Raw genomic sequence first — 17,722 nt, forward strand, 5'->3', positions numbered from 1 at the left:
CGACACTATTGTTTCTTCCCGGTACGATCGGTTTCGGTTTCCTCGATGATCTGCGCATCCTCGATGATCACCGTTTGCTCATTATCGCTCTGCCGGTGCGGTTCTTCGGAATGGGATTGCCTAGCAGCTTCGAATTTTCTACGCCACCACCAGAAACGGATTCCTACTACCACCACCGCGACCGCCAGTAGCGCCAGAAATGCGGCAAAAAAGAAAAAACCGAGCACCGCCAACAAGGCGATGACCGGAATCATAATGGCATAAGTAAGCCAGCGATTCAGCGGAGAAACCGGCACGCGGCGATACTCTCCGGATTCATCCTGTTGATAGCTGGAAATCCGGTGGATAATTATCTTGTTCTCTTCGTCTTTCATTGCATAAGCTCCTCTATGGCAACGATGGTTTTAGGCGCGGCCTCCGTTAACAATTCATGCCCGGACGGCGTTACCACCACATCGTCCTCGATGCGGATACCGATATTCCAGAAATGTTCGGAAACATTATCCGCCGGACGGATATAACAGCCCGGTTCCACCGTCAGCACCATACCCGGCTGCAGCTCGCGCCATTCGCCTTGTTGTTTATACTCGCCGGCATCGTGCACGTCCATACCCAGCCAGTGTCCGGTGCGGTGCATATAGAACCGTTTATAGTCTTCGGATTCCAGCACCTCGTCGACACTACCCCGGCATAACCCCAGATCAATAAACCCTTGCGCGAGCACTTGCAGCGCTGCTTGATGCGGATCGTTCCAGCGGCTGCCCGGTTTCACTTCGGCAATCGCAGCCGCTTGAGCCGACAAAACCAACTGATAGACATCGCGTTGTGCTGCAGTAAACTTGCCGTTGACCGGAAATGTCCGGGTGATGTCGGAAGCATAGCCGTTCAATTCACATCCAGCATCGATCAATAACAAATCCCCCGATTTGAGTTCGGCATCGTTCTGGACATAGTGCAGAATACACGCATTGGCGCCGCCGGCGACAATCGAAGTATACGCCGGCGCTTGCGCGCCATGCCGGTAAAAAGTGTGCAGCAACTCGGCTTCAATCTCATATTCCCGCATTCCCGGACACACCGCTTGCATCGCGCGTTGATGGGCTTGCGCCGAAATATCCGCGGCACGCTGCATGATTTGCAACTCATCGGTGCTTTTTATCAACCGCATTTCATCGAGTATGGCCCGGTAATCGTAAATCTCCCGCGGCGCGGTGACGCCGGTTCTCGCTAAATCCCGTACGCGGTTCAACCAGCCGGTAACGCGCTGATCCCAGTTTGGATCCTGCCCCAGCGCTGTATAAACCGCAAGCTGACCGGATAACAAACCCGGAAGCAATTCGTCGAGCTTGGCAAGTGGATAGGCTTCGTCAAAACCAAAAACTTCTTTGGCCGCGTCCGGCCCGAAACGATAGCCATCCCAAATTTCGCGTTCCAGATTCTTTTCACGGCAAAACAAAATATGCTTTGCCGGTTCCTGGCCGGTTGCCGCGATAATCACCAGCACTGCCTCGGGTTCGCGAAAACCAGTTAAGTAATAAAAATAGCTATCAAAGCGATACGGATAATGCGCATCCCGATTGCGTATCCGCTCCGGAGCCGTGGGAATGATCGCAACGCCATTCTGCATTTTTCCGGAAAAAAGCTTGCGGCGCGCGATAAACGGTTGCATTTGCGTCATAGTTACATTTAAGTGTCATTGAGCTTACTATTAAAGCTCAGTTGTTCATCAAGTATCTTCAGTCTTTCCGGGGTGCCCACATCGATCCATTGTCCGGAATAATGCTGCCCGCCGACTTTCCCTTCCGCCATAGCATGCCGCAGCAACGGCGCCAGTTTCACGGCCCGCCCCGGTTCGATATCCTGAAATAATTGCGGCTGATAAACGCCGATACCGCTGAATGTCAATCGACCCGCTTCTGCCAGTGTTACCAAACCATCCCGCACTGCAAAATCGCCTTCGCTATGATGCGCCGGATTATCAACCAGCACCAAGTGCGCCAGAAACTGGCTGGATTGATGTTGCATCGCACGCAAGACCGGAATCAGTAATCCATAATCCATTTCACAATAAATATCCGCGTTGACTACCAAAAACGGTACGTTACCGGACTGCCCGGTCAGCAACGGCAATGCATTGGCAATCCCGCCGGCGGTTTCCAAAACCACCGCTTCCGGAGAATATTGGATATTAACACCATAACGCTCGCCAGACCCCAAGGCTTGTTCGATCTTTTCACCCAAATATGCATGATTGATCACGATATCAACAAACCCGGCGCGCGCCAGATTAATGAGCTGATATTCGATCAACGCTTTACCGCCCGCTTTCAATAAGGGTTTCGGCACATTATCGGTCAGCGGACGCATGCGCTCGCCGCGCCCGGCGGCAAGAATCATCGCTTTATAGGAAGGCCGCTCAGAAGGTATAGCCAATGGTCCGGTCCGGCATGGCCGGATGTATTTCATCCAGCAGATCCAGCAATGGTTTCAATTCAATATAGCGTTCGCAGGCTTTGCGTAAATATTCCATCACCAGCGGCATATCGTTCAGGTACATGGCTTTTCCATCGCGGTAATTCAACCGGGCAAAAATCCCCAGCACTTTCAGATGACGTTGCACCCCCATCCATTCGAAATCCCGGTAAAAAGCCGCAAAGTCAGCGCTAACCGGTAAACCGGCTTTACGCGCTTTTTCCCAGTAACGGATCGCCCAATCCAATATCCGTTCCTCTTCCCAGCGAATATACGCATCTTTCAGCAACGAAACCAAATCGTAGGTAATCGGACCCGATACCGCATCCTGGAAGTCAATAATGCCGGGATTGGGCGTTGTTAGCATGAGATTGCGGGAATGATAATCCCGATGAACCAGAACTCTTGGCTGCGCGAGATTGTTTTGCAGAATTTTGGCAAAGACTGTGTTCAGCACCTCTAACTGGTCACTGGTCAATTCCACTTGCAAATGTCTGGCGATATACCAATCCGGAAATAAATCGAGTTCCCTTCGCAACAACGTCTCATCATACGGCGGCAAACTTTCTGCATGGTGCGACAACTGCATTTTGACCAGCGCATCGGTGGCTGCATTGTATAACTCATTAACACGATCAGGTTCTTCAGCCAAAGCTTGCAAAAAAGTTGTATTACCAAGATCCGATAGTAATAAAAATCCGCAATCCAGATTCCGCGCCATGATCGCCGGCACATGCACACCGCAACCAGCCAAAATTTCCGCGACGCGCAAAAACGGCGTGCAATCCTCATGTTGCGGCGGCGCATCCATCGCGATCAATGACCGATCTTCGAAGGTAACGCGGTAATACCGGCGAAAACTGGCATCCGCCGATGCCGGTTGCAGCGTAAAAGACTTCGCTGGGAATTGTTCTTTCAACCAACTTTCAAGCAAGCGTAAACGTTCCATTTATGTATCCGGGCGATTAACCGTTATAAAAAACCAGCAGCTAAGGGGGTGCATCTATTCAGCGATTGCAATGCGCGTGGCAAAATAACAATCGCACCTTACTACTGGAACCTTGTTCAATAACAGTAGATAATCAGTGTTTATAAAGACGGGCCACTGCGAATTTTATCACGTAGCCTATATTTGCTGATCAACTGGTAAATTCATCAATAAGGAGAATAATCATGTTAAACAAAAATGTCATCGACGAAATCAATGCCAAAGTCAGCGAAATCATGCAGAACAGCCCTGCCAAGGATATCGAGAAGAACGTCAAAGTGCTGTTATCAGGTGTATTTTCAAAAATGGATCTGGTGACTCGCGATGAATTTGATATCCAGCAAGAAGTATTGCAGCGCACGCGAGAAAAACTCATTATTCTCGAAGCGAAAGTGGCCGAACTCGAAGCACGGCTGAACCCGCCCGCAACCAACCCCGAATCAACGAATTAACTCAAAACATCAGTTCAAAGACTCAACGAAGGGCTCTGCAGCGCTTCCGCAATGAGTAGCCCTTCGATTCTTTTCAATCACGCCGCCTGCCCGAGCCAGGAAAACACTGATTAATTCGCCGAGCAAACGGAATGCAAGGCGGCCGGAGCACAAGAAATGAGACATCTCATAACGATAGACAAATTTCTGAGCACCTCCCAAAGCAGCGAATCGCTTACGCGGGCAATTAATCAGCATTTTCTTAGTTGTCAAGCCAATGTCGCTTGCCGTTCTGTATAGCCGGGCGCTATCGGGTATTCAAGCTCCGCTGGTGACGGTGGAAACGCACATCGCTAACGGTTTACCCAGTTTCACCATCGTCGGTCTGCCCGATACCGAAGTGAAGGAAAGCAAAGACCGTGTTCGTTCAGCGTTGCAAAACGCGCAATTCAAGATCCCGCCGCAACGCATTACCGTCAATCTGGCCCCTGCCGATCTGCCCAAGGAAAGCGGCCGCTTCGATTTGCCGATTGCGTTGGGAATACTCGCAGCCACTGGACAAATCCCAGACGATCGCCTAGATCAATACGAATGGGCGGGAGAACTGGCATTGACCGGAGAATTGCGCCCGATTCACGGTGCTTTGGCAATGACCTATAACGCCTCGCAATCCGGGCGCAGCTTCGTACTGCCGCAACAGAATGCCGCAGAAGCGGCGCTGGTCAATAACGCGACGATCTATGGCGCCCAATCATTGCTGCAAATCTGCGCCCACTTGACCGGACAAACACCATTACCGATTTATCGGAATGGCGCCGGAAATGCCACCGGCAAGCAAGACGCCAGCTATCCCGATCTCGATGACGTCAAAGGCCAAGCACACGCGAAGCGTGCGCTGGAAATTGCAGCCGCCGGCGGCCACAGTCTGCTGATGATCGGCCCGCCGGGCACCGGCAAGTCGATGCTGGCAACCCGCTTTCCCGGCATTTTGCCGCCGATGACCGAAGCCGAAGCGCTGGAATCCGCTGCGATCCAATCGCTCGCATTCGGCAGCTTCAATATCGAGAACTGGAAAAAACGCCCCTACCGCGCCCCGCACCATACCGCATCAGGGGTTGCTTTAGTTGGCGGCGGCAGCCACCCGCGCCCCGGTGAAATTTCACTCGCCATGCACGGCGTGTTGTTTCTCGACGAACTCGCGGAATTCGACCGCAAAGTCCTAGAAGTCCTGCGTGAACCGCTCGAATCCGGCAAAATCACCATCTCCCGTGCCGCTCGTCAGGCTGAATTTCCTGCACGTTTCCAGCTGATCACTGCGATGAATCCCTGCCCCTGCGGTTACTTGGGCCATCCTTCAGGGCGTTGTCATTGCACCCCCGACCAAATCGCCCGCTACCGCGGACGAATCTCCGGCCCATTACTCGACCGCATCGACATGCAAATCGAAGTTCCGGCAGTACCGCAGCAGGAACTAATGAAACAGCAAATTACCGGTGAGAAAAGCCGCACCATCCGGCAGCGTGTAGAGAAAGCTCATCAATTACAACTGAACCGGCAAGGAAAAACCAATAGCAACCTGAGCGTCAAAGAAATCGATCAGCACTGCGCACTCGACAGTGCCAGCGAGAATCTGCTGAAACACGCCATCAACCGTTTGAATTTATCGGCGCGTGCGTATCATCGAATTTTGAAACTGGCGAGGACCATTGCGGATTTGGCCGGGAGTGAAAAAATCACCAATCAGCATATTGCAGAAGCGATTCAGTATCGCAGGTTGGATAAGCAATAGGTTTTATATTGCATTTTTTAAAACTCTGATTATAAAACCTGATATTAATCCTTCGATCTTTCATTCTGAACCTGACACCGGCTCTTCTGCAAGCTGTTGCGCCATATCTTTAGATGCCTGGTGTCTACAATCGCTATGACATGCTGGCAGTATACGGATAGACTGGATGCGCCTGATGCCGCTTACTGGTGCCGAGCTTGCGATACAATCGCATAAATCCTCATTCGCTTCATTAGCGTGGGTATAATACGAGCACTCTGCGGATCAGCGCAAGCTCTCCCGCTGACAGAAAAACTGCCTGGCAGTACATCTTCTTGGCTTACCACTTAACGGATTGTCTGAATTTGCGATACCACTGCTTTGTTGGCATTCGTCAGAAAACCAATTCGTCAATCAAATTATCAAAATTTACGATCTCTCGCATGATAAAATCTGCTAACCGAAGCAGCGCATTCAGTACACTGAAAATTTCAATCCCGGTTTAATCACCCATGGTACAACTCTCAATTAACGGACAACTGCAGCAATTTGAGTCACCAATCAATGTGGCTCAATTAGTCGATCACCTCTCATTAAAGGGTAAGCGCATTGCTATCGAGCGTAATGGCGAAATCGTGCCACGCAGCCGCTTTTCAGAGGAATTGTTAGTTAATGGCGATCACATCGAAGTCGTCGTCGCTGTTGGTGGCGGTTAATGATCGACTCCACAATATACTTCGATATTCAATAGCATAGTTATGGACAATTTAGTTATTGCCGGTAAGTCTTATTCATCCCGCTTACTTATTGGCACAGGAAAATATAAAGATTTCAATGAAACTCGCATATCGGTCGAAGCGAGCGGTGCTGAAATAATAACCATTGCAATCCGGCGCACCAATATTGGACAAAACACCAACGAACCAAATCTTTTGGACGTATTGCCGCCCTCCAAATACACGTTGCTGCCGAATACCGCCGGTTGTTATACCGTTGATGACGCTGTCCGGACATTGCGCCTAGCGCGAGAATTGCTCGATGGTCACAGCTTGGTAAAATTGGAAGTGCTAGGCGATCCGAGAACACTATACCCCAATGTATTAGGAACTATCGAAGCTGCGAAAATTTTGGTGAAAGAAGGATTTCAAGTCATGGTGTATACCTCCGACGATCCGATCATCGCCAAGCAATTGGAAGAACTAGGGTGTGTTGCCGTGATGCCGTTAGCATCTCTCATTGGTTCCGGCATGGGCATTTTGAATCCTTGGAATCTGCAAATCATTATTGAAAACGCAAACATTCCGGTTTTGGTCGACGCCGGTGTCGGCACGGCTTCGGATGCTACTATCGCGATGGAACTTGGTTGTGATGGCGTGCTGATGAACACCGCTATCGCCGCATCCAATAATCCCATTTTAATGGCATCGGCGATGCGGAAGGCGGTAGAAGCCGGCCGCGAAGCTTATCTGGCCGGGCGCATGGCAAAAAAACTATATAGCGCCAATCCGAGTTCTCCTGTCGATGGGGTTATTGTAAATGCCGAAGCTTTATCTAAAAAACCGGCAAGCAAGCTTGATTGAACTCTTGAATAATCGCAGATCCTTCGTTTCATGCAACCGCAACAATCAATTCGCAGTTTTGTACTTCGCCAGGGCCGGTTATCGGATGCGCAGCGCCGTGCTCGTGAAAGCTTGCTTCCTCAATATGGCATACCCTATAGCGAAAACTTGCTGGATTTAAATCAAGTATTTGGCCGTCAGGCTCCCAAAATTCTTGAAATCGGCTTTGGAATGGGTGAGGCCACTGCGATCATTGCCAAAATGCACCCAGCCAATGATTATCTCGGGATCGAAGTTCACACCCCGGGTGTCGGCAGTTTGCTCAGGCTAATCCAGCAAAATGAATTGAAGAATTTACGCATTATTCAGCACGATGCGGTTGCAGTGCTGCAGCGCATGCTGCCGTTGGAATGTCTGGATGGCATTCACATCTTTTTCCCGGATCCATGGCCGAAAGCCCGCCATCATAAACGCCGGTTAATCCAGTCAGCATTTGTTTCACGCTTATGCACCCATCTCAAACCGGGTGGTTATATTCATGTCGCTACCGATTGGGAAAATTACGCTGTGCAAATTTTACAAGTTCTCAATCAAGAGCGGCAGCTTCGCAATACCGCCAAGGATTTCGCTCCGCGTCCTGATTACCGGCCAATCACCAAGTTTGAGCATCGCGGATTGAAATCCGGACATGGTGTATGGGATCTGCTTTATTGCAAATATTAATCCCTATTTCCGAAAATTTTCTTTATCAATCTTCTATCTATATCTCCTCGTTATTGCTTGATATTTTCTCAGTGGAGTTTTTCCCAAGACTTTATTTTCATCTAAATAACTCACACAAAAAAATAAAACCCCTTTCAATAAAGCCGCGTGATTCAAGAATGAATCGCCAACGTAACAGAGAATGATTCATACCAATGCCACTAGTGAAAAACAGAATCCGTTTGCGATCTTGATACTTTTGTGATTTTTCTCACTGCTTCTGACGGCGATTATGATTAGACTAAAACCCAGTATATATTGACTATAGTAAGTCAATCATACTTTTATTGGACTGTGCACCGCCAGCATTTTGGTGGATAACCGAAACACCGACGAGCTAAATTTTAAAAAAATTTAGCTCATTTTTTTTAAAACCGGAGGACCTTGAATGAGAAACAAAGTGGTATCAGGCATACAAATAATTTCTGCATTATTTTTAATGCTGTCTTCACCAGTTTTTGCGAAAGATGACCACGAAGACAAAAGCGATCGACTGCCAAACATGTTTAAATCAAAAAACAAACATGGCGAAGATGCGACTTATAGCACCGCAGGTTTTATCGATCTAAAAAATCCTTTTTTCAAAAGCTTAGGTTCTAATGGCCGCAGTTGCGCTTCGTGTCATATCCCCACGCAAGGATGGACCATTACACCAGAAGGTGTGCAAAAGATTTTTAACAAAACCAAGGGACTCGATCCGCTGTTCCGCTTGGTTGACGGCGCCAATTCACCGATTGCCGATGTATCTTCCGTAGAAAAACGCCGCGAAGCATACAGCATGTTATTGAGCAAAGGTAATATTCGGGTTGGCATCGGTATCCCTGCAGATGCTGAATTCGAGCTGGTCGAAGCAGACGATCCGTATGGTTATGCGAGTGAAACAGAATTATCTTTATTCCGACGTCCAATGCCGACCACCAATCTTAAATTCCTCAGCACCGTTATGTGGGACGGCCGAGAAACAACGCAAATGCCGGGTTCCAGTGATTGTATCTATAACACTTCGACTTGCTTCTCGCCGGTATCGTTTGATCTGAGTACTCAAGCCAGCCACGCCACTTTAGGTCACGCCGAAGCACTTCAAGATTTAACCGATGAAGAGCGTGATGCGATCGTGGCATTTGAACTCGGTTTATTTACTGCGCAGATCCATGATGACAAAGCCGGAAACCTGACGGCAGAAAAAGCTAAAGGCGGCCCTAAGGAACTGGCAAAACAACAGTATCATTTTGGCATTAATGACACTTTGGCTGGCGACTACATAACTCACGACTCTTTTAATCCCATCGTTATGACGCTTTATAACGAATGGAACGACATTAAACCGAATAAATCACCCAACAGCGCCAAAAATGCCCGTGCCGCTATTGCCCGCGGTCAAGCGCTCTTCAATACCAAGCCAATTTTAATCAGCGGCGTTAAAGGGATTAACGATGATTTAAACATCAATGTATTACCTGGTACTTGCACAACCTGCCATAACACGCCTAATTCAGGGAATCATTCAACACCGATGCCATTGGATATCGGTGTCGCGGACGAATCGCGCCGTACACCGGATATGCCTTTGTATACGCTGAAAAATAAAACAACCAACGAAATCATCAAAACAACCGACCCCGGTCGAGCCCTGATCACCGGCAAGTGGAAAGATATCGGCCGTTTCAAAGGGCCCATCCTGCGCTCAGTCGCATCACGCCCGCCTTACTTCCATGATGGTTCTGCCGCAGATTTGCATGAAGTTGTCGAGTTTTACAATACGCGCTTCAATATCGGGCTAACCGAAAGCGAGAAAGCCGATCTGATCGCGTTCCTTGCAGCTTTATAAAACCAACGCTTTCTCTCTAATTAATGGGGGCAATCACTCGATGAAATCCGAGCCGATTGCCCCTATAATTCTTTCATGCCACCGCGTCGTAATAAATATTTCTCAAATTCAATAATTAAGAATAACACTAAGCCGACAGAAAGAATCCTTGTCCAAGCATCGGCATCAAGCGCAACTGTTCCAAAAATTAACTGAAAAACAGGCAGGTAAGTAAAAAGAATTTGAAGTAATATCAATATACCGACAGATATCAGAACATAACGATTGCCGAGAAAACCTTCGATCGACATCGCCGAAGCCAGCAGATAACGGCAATTAAACAAATATAAAATTTCACAAACGACAAACAAATTTACTAAAACCGTCCGGCTGAATTCGATGCTGGAGCCTTGCATTGTTTCCCACATCGTGAGTCCAAACCCGCCGCCGATCATCAATAATGTAACAAAAACAATACGCCAAACCAAGAAACCGGATAACAGAGGAGCATCAGGATCGCGTGGAGGCCGATGCATGACATCCGCCTCCGGAGGTTCAAAGGATAGTGCAATAGCCAGTGTCACAGTCGTAACCATGTTGATCCATAATATTTGGACAGGAGTAATAGGCAGCGTTATGCCCAAAAAAATAGCCAGAATGATGAGACCGGCTTCACCGCCATTCGTAGGAAGCACATAGACCATAGTCTTTTTGATATTATCGTAGACAGTACGGCCTTCCTCCACCGCGTGCACGATTGATACAAAGTTATCATCCGCGAGCACCATTTCTGCGGCTTGCTTGGCTACTTCAGTTCCCTTTTGTCCCATGGCAACACCCACATCGGCCCGTTTCAGAGCTGGCGCATCATTCACACCATCACCCGTCATCGCCACGATTTCTCCATTCGCTTGCAATGCTGCAACGAGACGCAATTTGTGCTCCGGATTGGTACGCGCAAAAACATCGATGTTCGTAACCGCTTGCCGCAATGCCTTATCATCCATCGTATCCAGCGCAACACCGGTTAGAACTGTACGACCATCACCGAGATTGAGTTTTGCGCCAATCGAACTGGCTGTCGCCTGATGATCTCCGGTAATCATCTTGACGCGAATACCGGCATAATGACATTGATTCACAGCCGCAACCGCTTCTTCACGCGGCGGATCGGTCATGCCGACCATTCCCAGTAATGTAAAGTTTGACCGAACATCGGAAAACCGGAGTATCTGTTGATCCCGCTCCGCCGCGCGCTGTGCGATCGCCAACATCCGTAGCCCAGAACATGCAGCTTCCTGAATGGTGTTGTTCCAATACGCCAGATCAAGCGCACAATTGTTTCCCTGACTTCGTTGCCGGCTGCACAAAGCCAGTATCGTTTCGGGAGCGCCTTTGACAAAGATAACACCCTGGTTGTCATGCGAATGATGCAAGGTCGCCATCAAGCGGTGTTCGGATTCGAAAGGAATAACATCCGTGCGGGGTAATGATTCGCTCACATGAACCGGATTTAGCGCTGCTTTCATTGCTGCCGCAATCACCGCGCCTTCCGTCGGATCGCCGTCGACAATCCATTGATCTTCCTGTAACTGCAGTTTTGCATCACTGCATAATAAACCGGCTCGCAATAGATCCATACAATCTGCATGCTCTGCAATCAAAATTCCCCGTCCATCCGAACTGAAGCTCCCTTCCGGTGCATAACCTACTCCGCTTACCTGTAACCGATCATCTGCGGTAAAGATTTGCTGCACGGTCATCTCATTCCGCGTTAATGTACCGGTCTTATCGGTACAAATGACCGTTACCGATCCAAGCGTTTCGACTGCGGGTAAATGCCGGATAATGGCGTTATGGCGCGCCATGCGTTGCACACCAAGCGCAAGCGTAATGGTCATAATCGGCGGAAGTTCTTCCGGAATAACGGCAACCGCAATACCCACCGCCGCCATAAACAGCTCATCAATGCCATAATCGTGTGCTAGCAAACCATACAGAATAACAGTCAGAACCAACACGAGCGTGACAGCAGCCAATCGAAATCCGAACTCCGCAATTTTTCTAAGTAACGGTGTCGACAGTTTATTGACTTGCTCCAGCATCGTGCTGATACGCCCGATCTCGGTGTGATGACCGGTTCCGACCACAACCCCGGTAGCCTGTCCAAAAACCACCAGCGTACCGGAATACACCATACAATCGCGATTGCCGATTGCAACCGATTCCAAAACTGATTCAATTCCCTTTTCAACGGCTTGTGATTCACCGGTCAAAATTGCTTCATCGACCCGCAAATTCTTACAACTGAACAACCGCATGTCGGCAGGGACTTTGTCACCCGATTGCAGCAATACGATGTCACCAGGCACCAGCGCTTCTGCTGAAATTTGTCTGCGGTGATTGTCTCTCAACACAGACGCATTGATTGACAGCATGCTGCGAATACCAGCCAGCGCTCTCTCGGCCTTACCCTCCTGAATCACACCAATCACCGCATTAATAATGACCACCGCCAGAATCACGCAACTATCAGTCCAGTGTCCGATAAACGCAGTAACTGCTGCAGCAATTAACAGAATATAGATGAGAACATTATGAAACTGCAGAAGAAAACGAATGAAAAAACCTGGCGAACTGGGTGATCGCAAGCGATTTACACCATATCGCTCAATGCGCTGCTCCGCTTCCGCTTGCGATAGTCCCGCCTCATTAGTGTCTAATGTCTGTAAAACCTGCTGCGCTGAGAGACTATGCCAATTGATCATTTATAAAATAATTTCCGCATGGACCTACAATTTTGTAATCGATTAACCAAGGATTCGAATAATTTGTACTCAGATATTGAGTGCAGCTACAATTCTGAGGAGTAGTGATTTTTTCCTTAACATTGCAATGAGGTTTTTCATGAAATACTTTATCACGTTGATGGCATTAATTGCCCTATCGTTTGCCGGAACCACGCAGGCTTCCGGGCGCACGCCTTTTGGTCACCAAGTCAGCGCAGTACAAAATTACAGCCGCATTAACGATCAAATCGCCATATCCGGACTTATCAGTGAGGGAGGCGTTCCAGCGTTGGCTGCGACAGGTTTTAAGACCGTCATCGACATGCGCACCGCCAATGAAGGAACTGCGGAAGAAAAATCACTCGTTGATCGCGCCGGCATGAACTACATTAACATTCCAATGACCGTTGCCGGTATTAGCAACGAGCAATTGACTACCTTTACCAAAGCCATTGAAATGGCACAACGGCCAGTGCTCATTCACTGCGGATCGGGCAATCGTGCCAGCGCCATGTGGGCCAGATATCAAATCAGTCAAGGAATGGACCCGGAAACCGCCATTGAAGCTGCGCGTAAATCGGGATTGCGGCCGCCGATGGAGGAGAAACTTAGAGAGTCCCTGAGTAATTAAAGTACATCGATAACAACGGATCATTACAATTCACATCGCAATTACCCTGCTGCTATTGGTTGCCAGTGTGTGTTACTTCAACTCTCTGAATTGAAGCCGGCCACCCATGACTGCTCCCGATGATGTTCCATTTCGGCTGGTAATCCATGGCGGTGCTGGAGCCATCAATCGCAGCCGGTTGACTGCCGAACGTGAAGCCGTTTACCGCCAGGTACTGACACAATCATTGAACGCCGGTTATGCGGTGCTTAGCGGCGGCGGTAGCTGTATCGACGCCGTAATCGCAGCCATCGTGGTCATGGAAGATTCGCCTCTTTTTAATGCCGGCAAAGGTTCAGTTTTTAACCATGAGGGGCAAAACGAATTGGAAGCCTCGATCATGGAAGGCGCTACGCGTTTAGCAGGCGCCGTTGCCGGCATCACGACAGTTCGCAACCCTATACGTGCGGCACATGCGATTATGATGAAAAGCCCGCATGCCATGCTGATTGGCCGCGGTGCGGACACATTTGCTGCAGAGCAAGGCCTGGAGATCGTCGATCCCGATTATTTTCATACTCCGCATCGTTGGGAACAATTGCAAAAAGCACTTACAAAAGAACAAGTGCTGCGCGACCACGATGCCGACTCCAATATTCCATTTGTTAGCACTGATGAAAAGCATGGAACCGTCGGTGCAGTCGCACTGGATCGGCATGGCAATATCGCCGCCGGTACATCAACCGGCGGGTTGACCAACAAACGGCGGGGACGTGTGGGTGACTCCTCGATTATCGGGGCTGGCACCTATGCCGACAATCGCTCGGTGGCGGTATCAGCAACCGGTACCGGGGAAATGTTCATTCGCGCCGCCGCAGCCTACCAAACAGCTGCGCAAGTCATGATGCTGCGCAAACCGCTTCGCGAAGCTGCCGACAATACGTTAGCGGAAGTTTCAAAGATCGGCGGTGACGGCGGTTTAATTCTGCTGAACGTGAAGGGCGACTATGCAATGCAATTCAATACCAGCGGCATGCATCGAGGCACCATCAGTAATGATGGCATCGCATGGACCGGTATTTTTCCTGGCGAACCCGATATCTAAAACATCAATTCATTTATGAAACACTAACCTGCCGGCAGTAAGCCAGCAGCCCGTTGTTCGAGTCCTATCTGAGGTTATTGCAAACAATCAACGCCTTTACGCAAGGTACGCCGCGCATAATAGGCAAAAGCAACCGCGCTGCGTTGACCGCGCAAAATCCAGTCGCGCGCTTCCCGTCCGAGGCCGGGATCAATCGGCTGGATCTTACCCGCCGAGGCTGCAAGCAAATGCATACGCGCTGCGCGTTCGAAAGCAAGCGCTAATATGCAGGCTTCTTCAATACTCGAACTGGCAATCAGCAACCCGTGATGCGCTAACATCAAAGCATGCTTGTTGCCGATGGCTTTGGAAATCAGTTCCCCTTCTTCATTGCCGACCGGGATACCCGGCCACTTGGGCAAAAAAGCGATATCGTCATACAAGACACAATTATCCATATGCGAGATTTCCAAAGGCACTTCCAGCATACTGAGTGCCGCAGTATGGACTGCATGCGTATGGATAATGCACTGCACATCGGGTCTGGCACGATACAGCCATGAATGAAACCGGTTGGCTGGATTTGCCATGCCATCGCCCTGCAAAACTTCCAGATCCTCATTCACGAGTAACAGATTGCTTGCGCAAATTTCGTCAAAACCGAATCCCAAACGTTGCGTCAAGTAAGTTCCCGGGGTATCCCCACGCGCCGTGATTTGTCCCGCCAATCCGGAATCGTGGCCGTTATCGAATAAAATTCGGCAAGTCAGCGCCAGTTTCTGCGCTTTCGAGTAATCAGCGCTTTGCAAATGTTGATCCATTTGCACGAACGATTGTTGAATCAGCTGTTCTTTGCTTAAATTGAAAGTATCATTGGTCATAATTGTCGATCATTCATGATGATTGGAGATAAAACGCTCGATTTCGCGGCGGTCACGCTTAGTCGGACGGCCTTTGGTGTAAAACGGCTGCGGCTGGGTTTTCAGACGGGCGACCAACACTTCTCGCTGTTGACGGCTTTCCTCGGTTTCCCGGTAAAATTGCTGCGCAATCGTTGCGGATCCTCTTTTGTTCGATAGATCCAACACTTCAATTTCAAATTGATAATTATTATTGCGAATTATCAACCGATCCCCTACCGCAAGCACTTTGGCCGGCTTAACCCGCTGACCGTTGACCGTCACTCGCCCCCGGTCGATGGCTTCTGCAGCTAACGAGCGTGTTTTAAAAAAACGGGCTGCAAACAGCCACTTATCGATACGATATTTCTCAACATTATCTGATGATTGCATGATCTTCTTAATCTAATAGATTGGTATCGATCCGGATTTTTCCTTGCAGTGTTTTATGGACCGGACACTGATTGGCAATCTCCAGCAACCGGCTGCGCTGTTGGTCAGTCAGATTTCCTGTCAGGTGTATCAAGCGTGTCATCACGTCGATGAAAGCTTTTTGTTGTTCGCAATCCGCGCAATCATCCGCGTGAACCCGGCTGTGATGTAATTCAACCCGGATATCCTGAAGATCGATTTGCTTATGATTGGCGTACATGCGCAGCGTCATCGAAGTACAACTGCCTAAAGCTGCCAGTAAAAGTTCATAAGGATTCAACCCCAGATCCGAACCGCCCAATGTGATTGGTTCATCGCTGATTATGCAATGGCGGTGCGTCAGAATCTCACGAGTAAATTTCCGATCGCGTTCCCGGACAACAACCACGCCTTCCGCAATGGATTGTTCTTTCGACTCGCCCGGTAATGACTCGCTGGTGAAATAGCGTTTTGCCCAGACCGATATGACTTCCGCAACATAGCGCGAGTCTAAAGGATTGGACAAAAGATGATCGGCGCGATCGAGGGATATAAAACTTTTAGGGTGTTTGGCGGCACTGTAAATTCTAGCGGCTTCGTCAATAGAAACCACTGTATCCACCGGTGAATGGAGAATCAGCAAGGCTTTTTTTAGCGCTCCAATATGTTCTAAAGAATTATATTTCTCTAAATCATCAATGAATTGGCGTTTTATGTTAAAGCTTCTTCCTGATAATTGGACTGAAACGATTGATTCCTTGCTGAATTGTTCATACGAATCTCCGAACAAATGCTTAATGTGCGTTGCCGTAGCCGGTGCACCGATGGTGATTACGGCTTTAATCGAAGCAATATCGCGCGCAACCGCTAAAACCGCAGCACCGCCTAAGCTATGCCCAATCAGCAAGGTTGGGGCTGCATAGTGCTTTTCCAGAAAACCTGCAGCCGCTATCAAATCCTGTAAATTGGAGGAAAAATTAGAATTGGCGAAATCCCCTTCACTACTACCTAAACCTGTAAAGTCAAAACGCAATACTGCAATCCCATGATCTGCGAGTGCCAGGGCAATCCGTGCCGCTGCAAGATTGTTTTTTGAGCAAGTAAAGCAATGCGCGAACACTGCGTAGGACTGTACGACGCCAACGGGCAATTCCAGCGAACCTGATAGCAGTTCGCCTTGTGAATTTTGGAACTTTGCTTCGATACGCGGCATGAGCTTCGATTAATAACCAATCACAAAATTGAGGATACTGTGAATGGTATCAAAAATAACTTAAAGCGTATGATTTTCTGACATTGCTAACAGGATCAGGAATATCTTCAAGAAGTTGGAGTATTACAACCGATTAATCAATTCTACCGATCAAATTCAATCAATATTTTTAATATACGGCTTTAGGATTTCCAGCACTTGCGCATAACCGGCGATTGCATCTTAGCCAGCCATTAATTCGGTCGGAATTGAGTTTTTATGCGTCGTTGACAATGGACTGTCACTGATTTTCCTGATTGTTTGATAGAGTTGAAAATCGATCGGCGTAAAAGAAGTTGCACTGTTTTTCAGCCGGGAATCTATGATTGCCTTGGCTGAAAGTACCGTTTCGCGATCATCGGAAACTGCCGCGAGAATCTCTTGAGTAGTCAAAAAATCGATCGAGGTGCCAGCCATATCCATCGAATAATATTTTGAAACTTCCACCCGGTTCCTAAATAATCTGGCAGCACCGCCCCACACGACATTATCAAGATCAACGCTTGCCACCGTATCGATCGCCCAAATGATTGTTTCACCCAAAGTTTTACCGCTTGCGACTTGCATGATCATATGATCCTTCACAATGGACCGGTTGTTAGGTGTGAAGGTATCGGCTAATAAATATTCCAGAATTTTATTAATACCATTGATGTTATGTTGTATGACAGCTTGCCCCCAATTACGATCGGATGCCGGAATTGCCGACAAAGCGTTAGTTACTTCGGAAATTAATTGGTCCTGCGGTACACCGGCTGCCGTTTGATTTACAATAAAATCGCAAATAAGCATTTTGTTGGCATTTGCAACATGGTCTCCAAACAAATTATCCACAAATCTGTATGCAAACACTTCGGAATTCAAGTCCCTATAATTATTATCTAAAAACA

Annotated in this window: 17 protein-coding genes; 8 read left to right on the forward strand and 9 right to left on the reverse strand. The window is 48.5% G+C overall.

Features of this window, described 5'->3' with window-relative positions; all coding sequences use genetic code 11:
• Positions 1-5: 5 nt before the first annotated feature.
• Genes RBH92_RS07425 through RBH92_RS07440 form a run of 4 tightly spaced genes read right to left on the reverse strand, consistent with a single transcriptional unit; the run spans position 6 to position 3,421 of the window.
• Positions 6-374 (reverse strand): hypothetical protein, encoded by a 369-nt coding sequence (locus RBH92_RS07425; protein WP_292925377.1) that lies wholly within the window; start codon positions 372-374, stop codon positions 6-8.
• Complete coding sequence (gene pepP / locus RBH92_RS07430) at positions 371-1,678, reverse strand: Xaa-Pro aminopeptidase (protein ID WP_307931494.1); 1,308 nt, start codon at positions 1,676-1,678, stop codon at positions 371-373. The genes RBH92_RS07425 and pepP overlap by 4 nt, the downstream gene beginning before the upstream one ends.
• Before the next feature lie 8 nt (positions 1,679-1,686).
• Positions 1,687-2,397 carry an N-acetylmuramate alpha-1-phosphate uridylyltransferase MurU gene (gene murU, locus RBH92_RS07435; RefSeq protein ID WP_307933940.1) on the reverse strand — a complete coding sequence of 237 codons (711 nt, stop codon included), beginning with the start codon at positions 2,395-2,397 and terminating at the stop codon, positions 1,687-1,689.
• Positions 2,398-2,416: 19 nt separating this feature from the next.
• Positions 2,417-3,421 carry an aminoglycoside phosphotransferase family protein gene (locus tag RBH92_RS07440; RefSeq protein ID WP_307931495.1) on the reverse strand — a complete coding sequence of 335 codons (1,005 nt, stop codon included), beginning with the start codon at positions 3,419-3,421 and terminating at the stop codon, positions 2,417-2,419.
• A 224-nt stretch (positions 3,422-3,645) separates the two neighbouring features.
• On the opposite strand from RBH92_RS07440, the gene RBH92_RS07445 reads away from it, so the two are divergent.
• The 6 genes from RBH92_RS07445 (at position 3,646) to RBH92_RS07470 (ending at position 9,808) form a co-directional block, all read left to right on the forward strand.
• Positions 3,646-3,912, forward strand: a complete 267-nt coding sequence (locus tag RBH92_RS07445) for an accessory factor UbiK family protein (RefSeq protein WP_307931496.1) — start codon at positions 3,646-3,648, stop codon at positions 3,910-3,912.
• Between the two features lie 256 nt (positions 3,913-4,168).
• Positions 4,169-5,680 (forward strand): YifB family Mg chelatase-like AAA ATPase, encoded by a 1,512-nt coding sequence (locus RBH92_RS07450; protein ID WP_307931497.1) that lies wholly within the window; start codon positions 4,169-4,171, stop codon positions 5,678-5,680.
• Positions 5,681-6,171: 491 nt separating this feature from the next.
• Complete coding sequence (thiS, locus tag RBH92_RS07455; protein ID WP_292925372.1) at positions 6,172-6,375, forward strand: sulfur carrier protein ThiS; 204 nt, start codon at positions 6,172-6,174, stop codon at positions 6,373-6,375.
• Between the two features lie 42 nt (positions 6,376-6,417).
• Positions 6,418-7,239: a thiazole synthase gene (locus RBH92_RS07460; RefSeq protein ID WP_307931498.1), complete on the forward strand. Its 822-nt coding sequence runs from the start codon at positions 6,418-6,420 to the stop codon at positions 7,237-7,239.
• A 30-nt stretch (positions 7,240-7,269) separates the two neighbouring features.
• Positions 7,270-7,941, forward strand: a complete 672-nt coding sequence (gene trmB, locus RBH92_RS07465; protein WP_307931499.1) for a tRNA (guanosine(46)-N7)-methyltransferase TrmB — start codon at positions 7,270-7,272, stop codon at positions 7,939-7,941.
• A 541-nt stretch (positions 7,942-8,482) separates the two neighbouring features.
• Positions 8,483-9,808, forward strand: coding sequence for a cytochrome c peroxidase (locus RBH92_RS07470; RefSeq protein ID WP_307931500.1), 1,326 nt, complete (start codon positions 8,483-8,485; stop codon positions 9,806-9,808).
• 62 nt (positions 9,809-9,870) lie between these two features.
• Here RBH92_RS07470 and RBH92_RS07475 read toward each other — a convergent pair whose 3' ends face one another.
• The gene (locus RBH92_RS07475) at positions 9,871-12,555 is read right to left on the reverse strand and encodes a cation-transporting P-type ATPase (protein WP_307931501.1); all 2,685 of its coding nucleotides are present in this window, start codon (positions 12,553-12,555) and stop codon (positions 9,871-9,873) included.
• Positions 12,556-12,694: 139 nt separating this feature from the next.
• On the opposite strand from RBH92_RS07475, the gene RBH92_RS07480 reads away from it, so the two are divergent.
• Entirely contained in the window at positions 12,695-13,207 is a 513-nt protein-coding gene (locus RBH92_RS07480) for a protein tyrosine phosphatase family protein (RefSeq protein ID WP_307931502.1), read from the forward strand.
• A gap of 106 nt (positions 13,208-13,313) precedes the next feature.
• Positions 13,314-14,291: an isoaspartyl peptidase/L-asparaginase family protein gene (locus RBH92_RS07485; RefSeq protein WP_307931503.1), complete on the forward strand. Its 978-nt coding sequence runs from the start codon at positions 13,314-13,316 to the stop codon at positions 14,289-14,291.
• A gap of 74 nt (positions 14,292-14,365) precedes the next feature.
• Here RBH92_RS07485 and RBH92_RS07490 read toward each other — a convergent pair whose 3' ends face one another.
• The 4 genes from RBH92_RS07490 to RBH92_RS07505 all read right to left on the reverse strand — a co-directional run bounded on the left by RBH92_RS07490 (position 14,366) and on the right by RBH92_RS07505 (position 17,624).
• Positions 14,366-15,151, reverse strand: coding sequence for an aldolase (locus RBH92_RS07490; RefSeq protein ID WP_292925365.1), 786 nt, complete (start codon positions 15,149-15,151; stop codon positions 14,366-14,368).
• Between the two features lie 9 nt (positions 15,152-15,160).
• Entirely contained in the window at positions 15,161-15,562 is a 402-nt protein-coding gene (locus RBH92_RS07495; protein ID WP_307931504.1) for an RNA-binding S4 domain-containing protein, read from the reverse strand.
• Between the two features lie 7 nt (positions 15,563-15,569).
• Entirely contained in the window at positions 15,570-16,793 is a 1,224-nt protein-coding gene (locus RBH92_RS07500; RefSeq protein ID WP_307931505.1) for a bifunctional alpha/beta hydrolase/OsmC family protein, read from the reverse strand.
• A gap of 222 nt (positions 16,794-17,015) precedes the next feature.
• Positions 17,016-17,624 carry a hypothetical protein gene (locus RBH92_RS07505; RefSeq protein ID WP_307931506.1) on the reverse strand — a complete coding sequence of 203 codons (609 nt, stop codon included), beginning with the start codon at positions 17,622-17,624 and terminating at the stop codon, positions 17,016-17,018.
• Positions 17,625-17,722: the final 98 nt, after the last annotated feature.

It is taken from the genome of Nitrosomonas sp. sh817 (assembly GCF_030908545.1).
Lineage (GTDB): Bacteria > Pseudomonadota > Gammaproteobacteria > Burkholderiales > Nitrosomonadaceae > Nitrosomonas.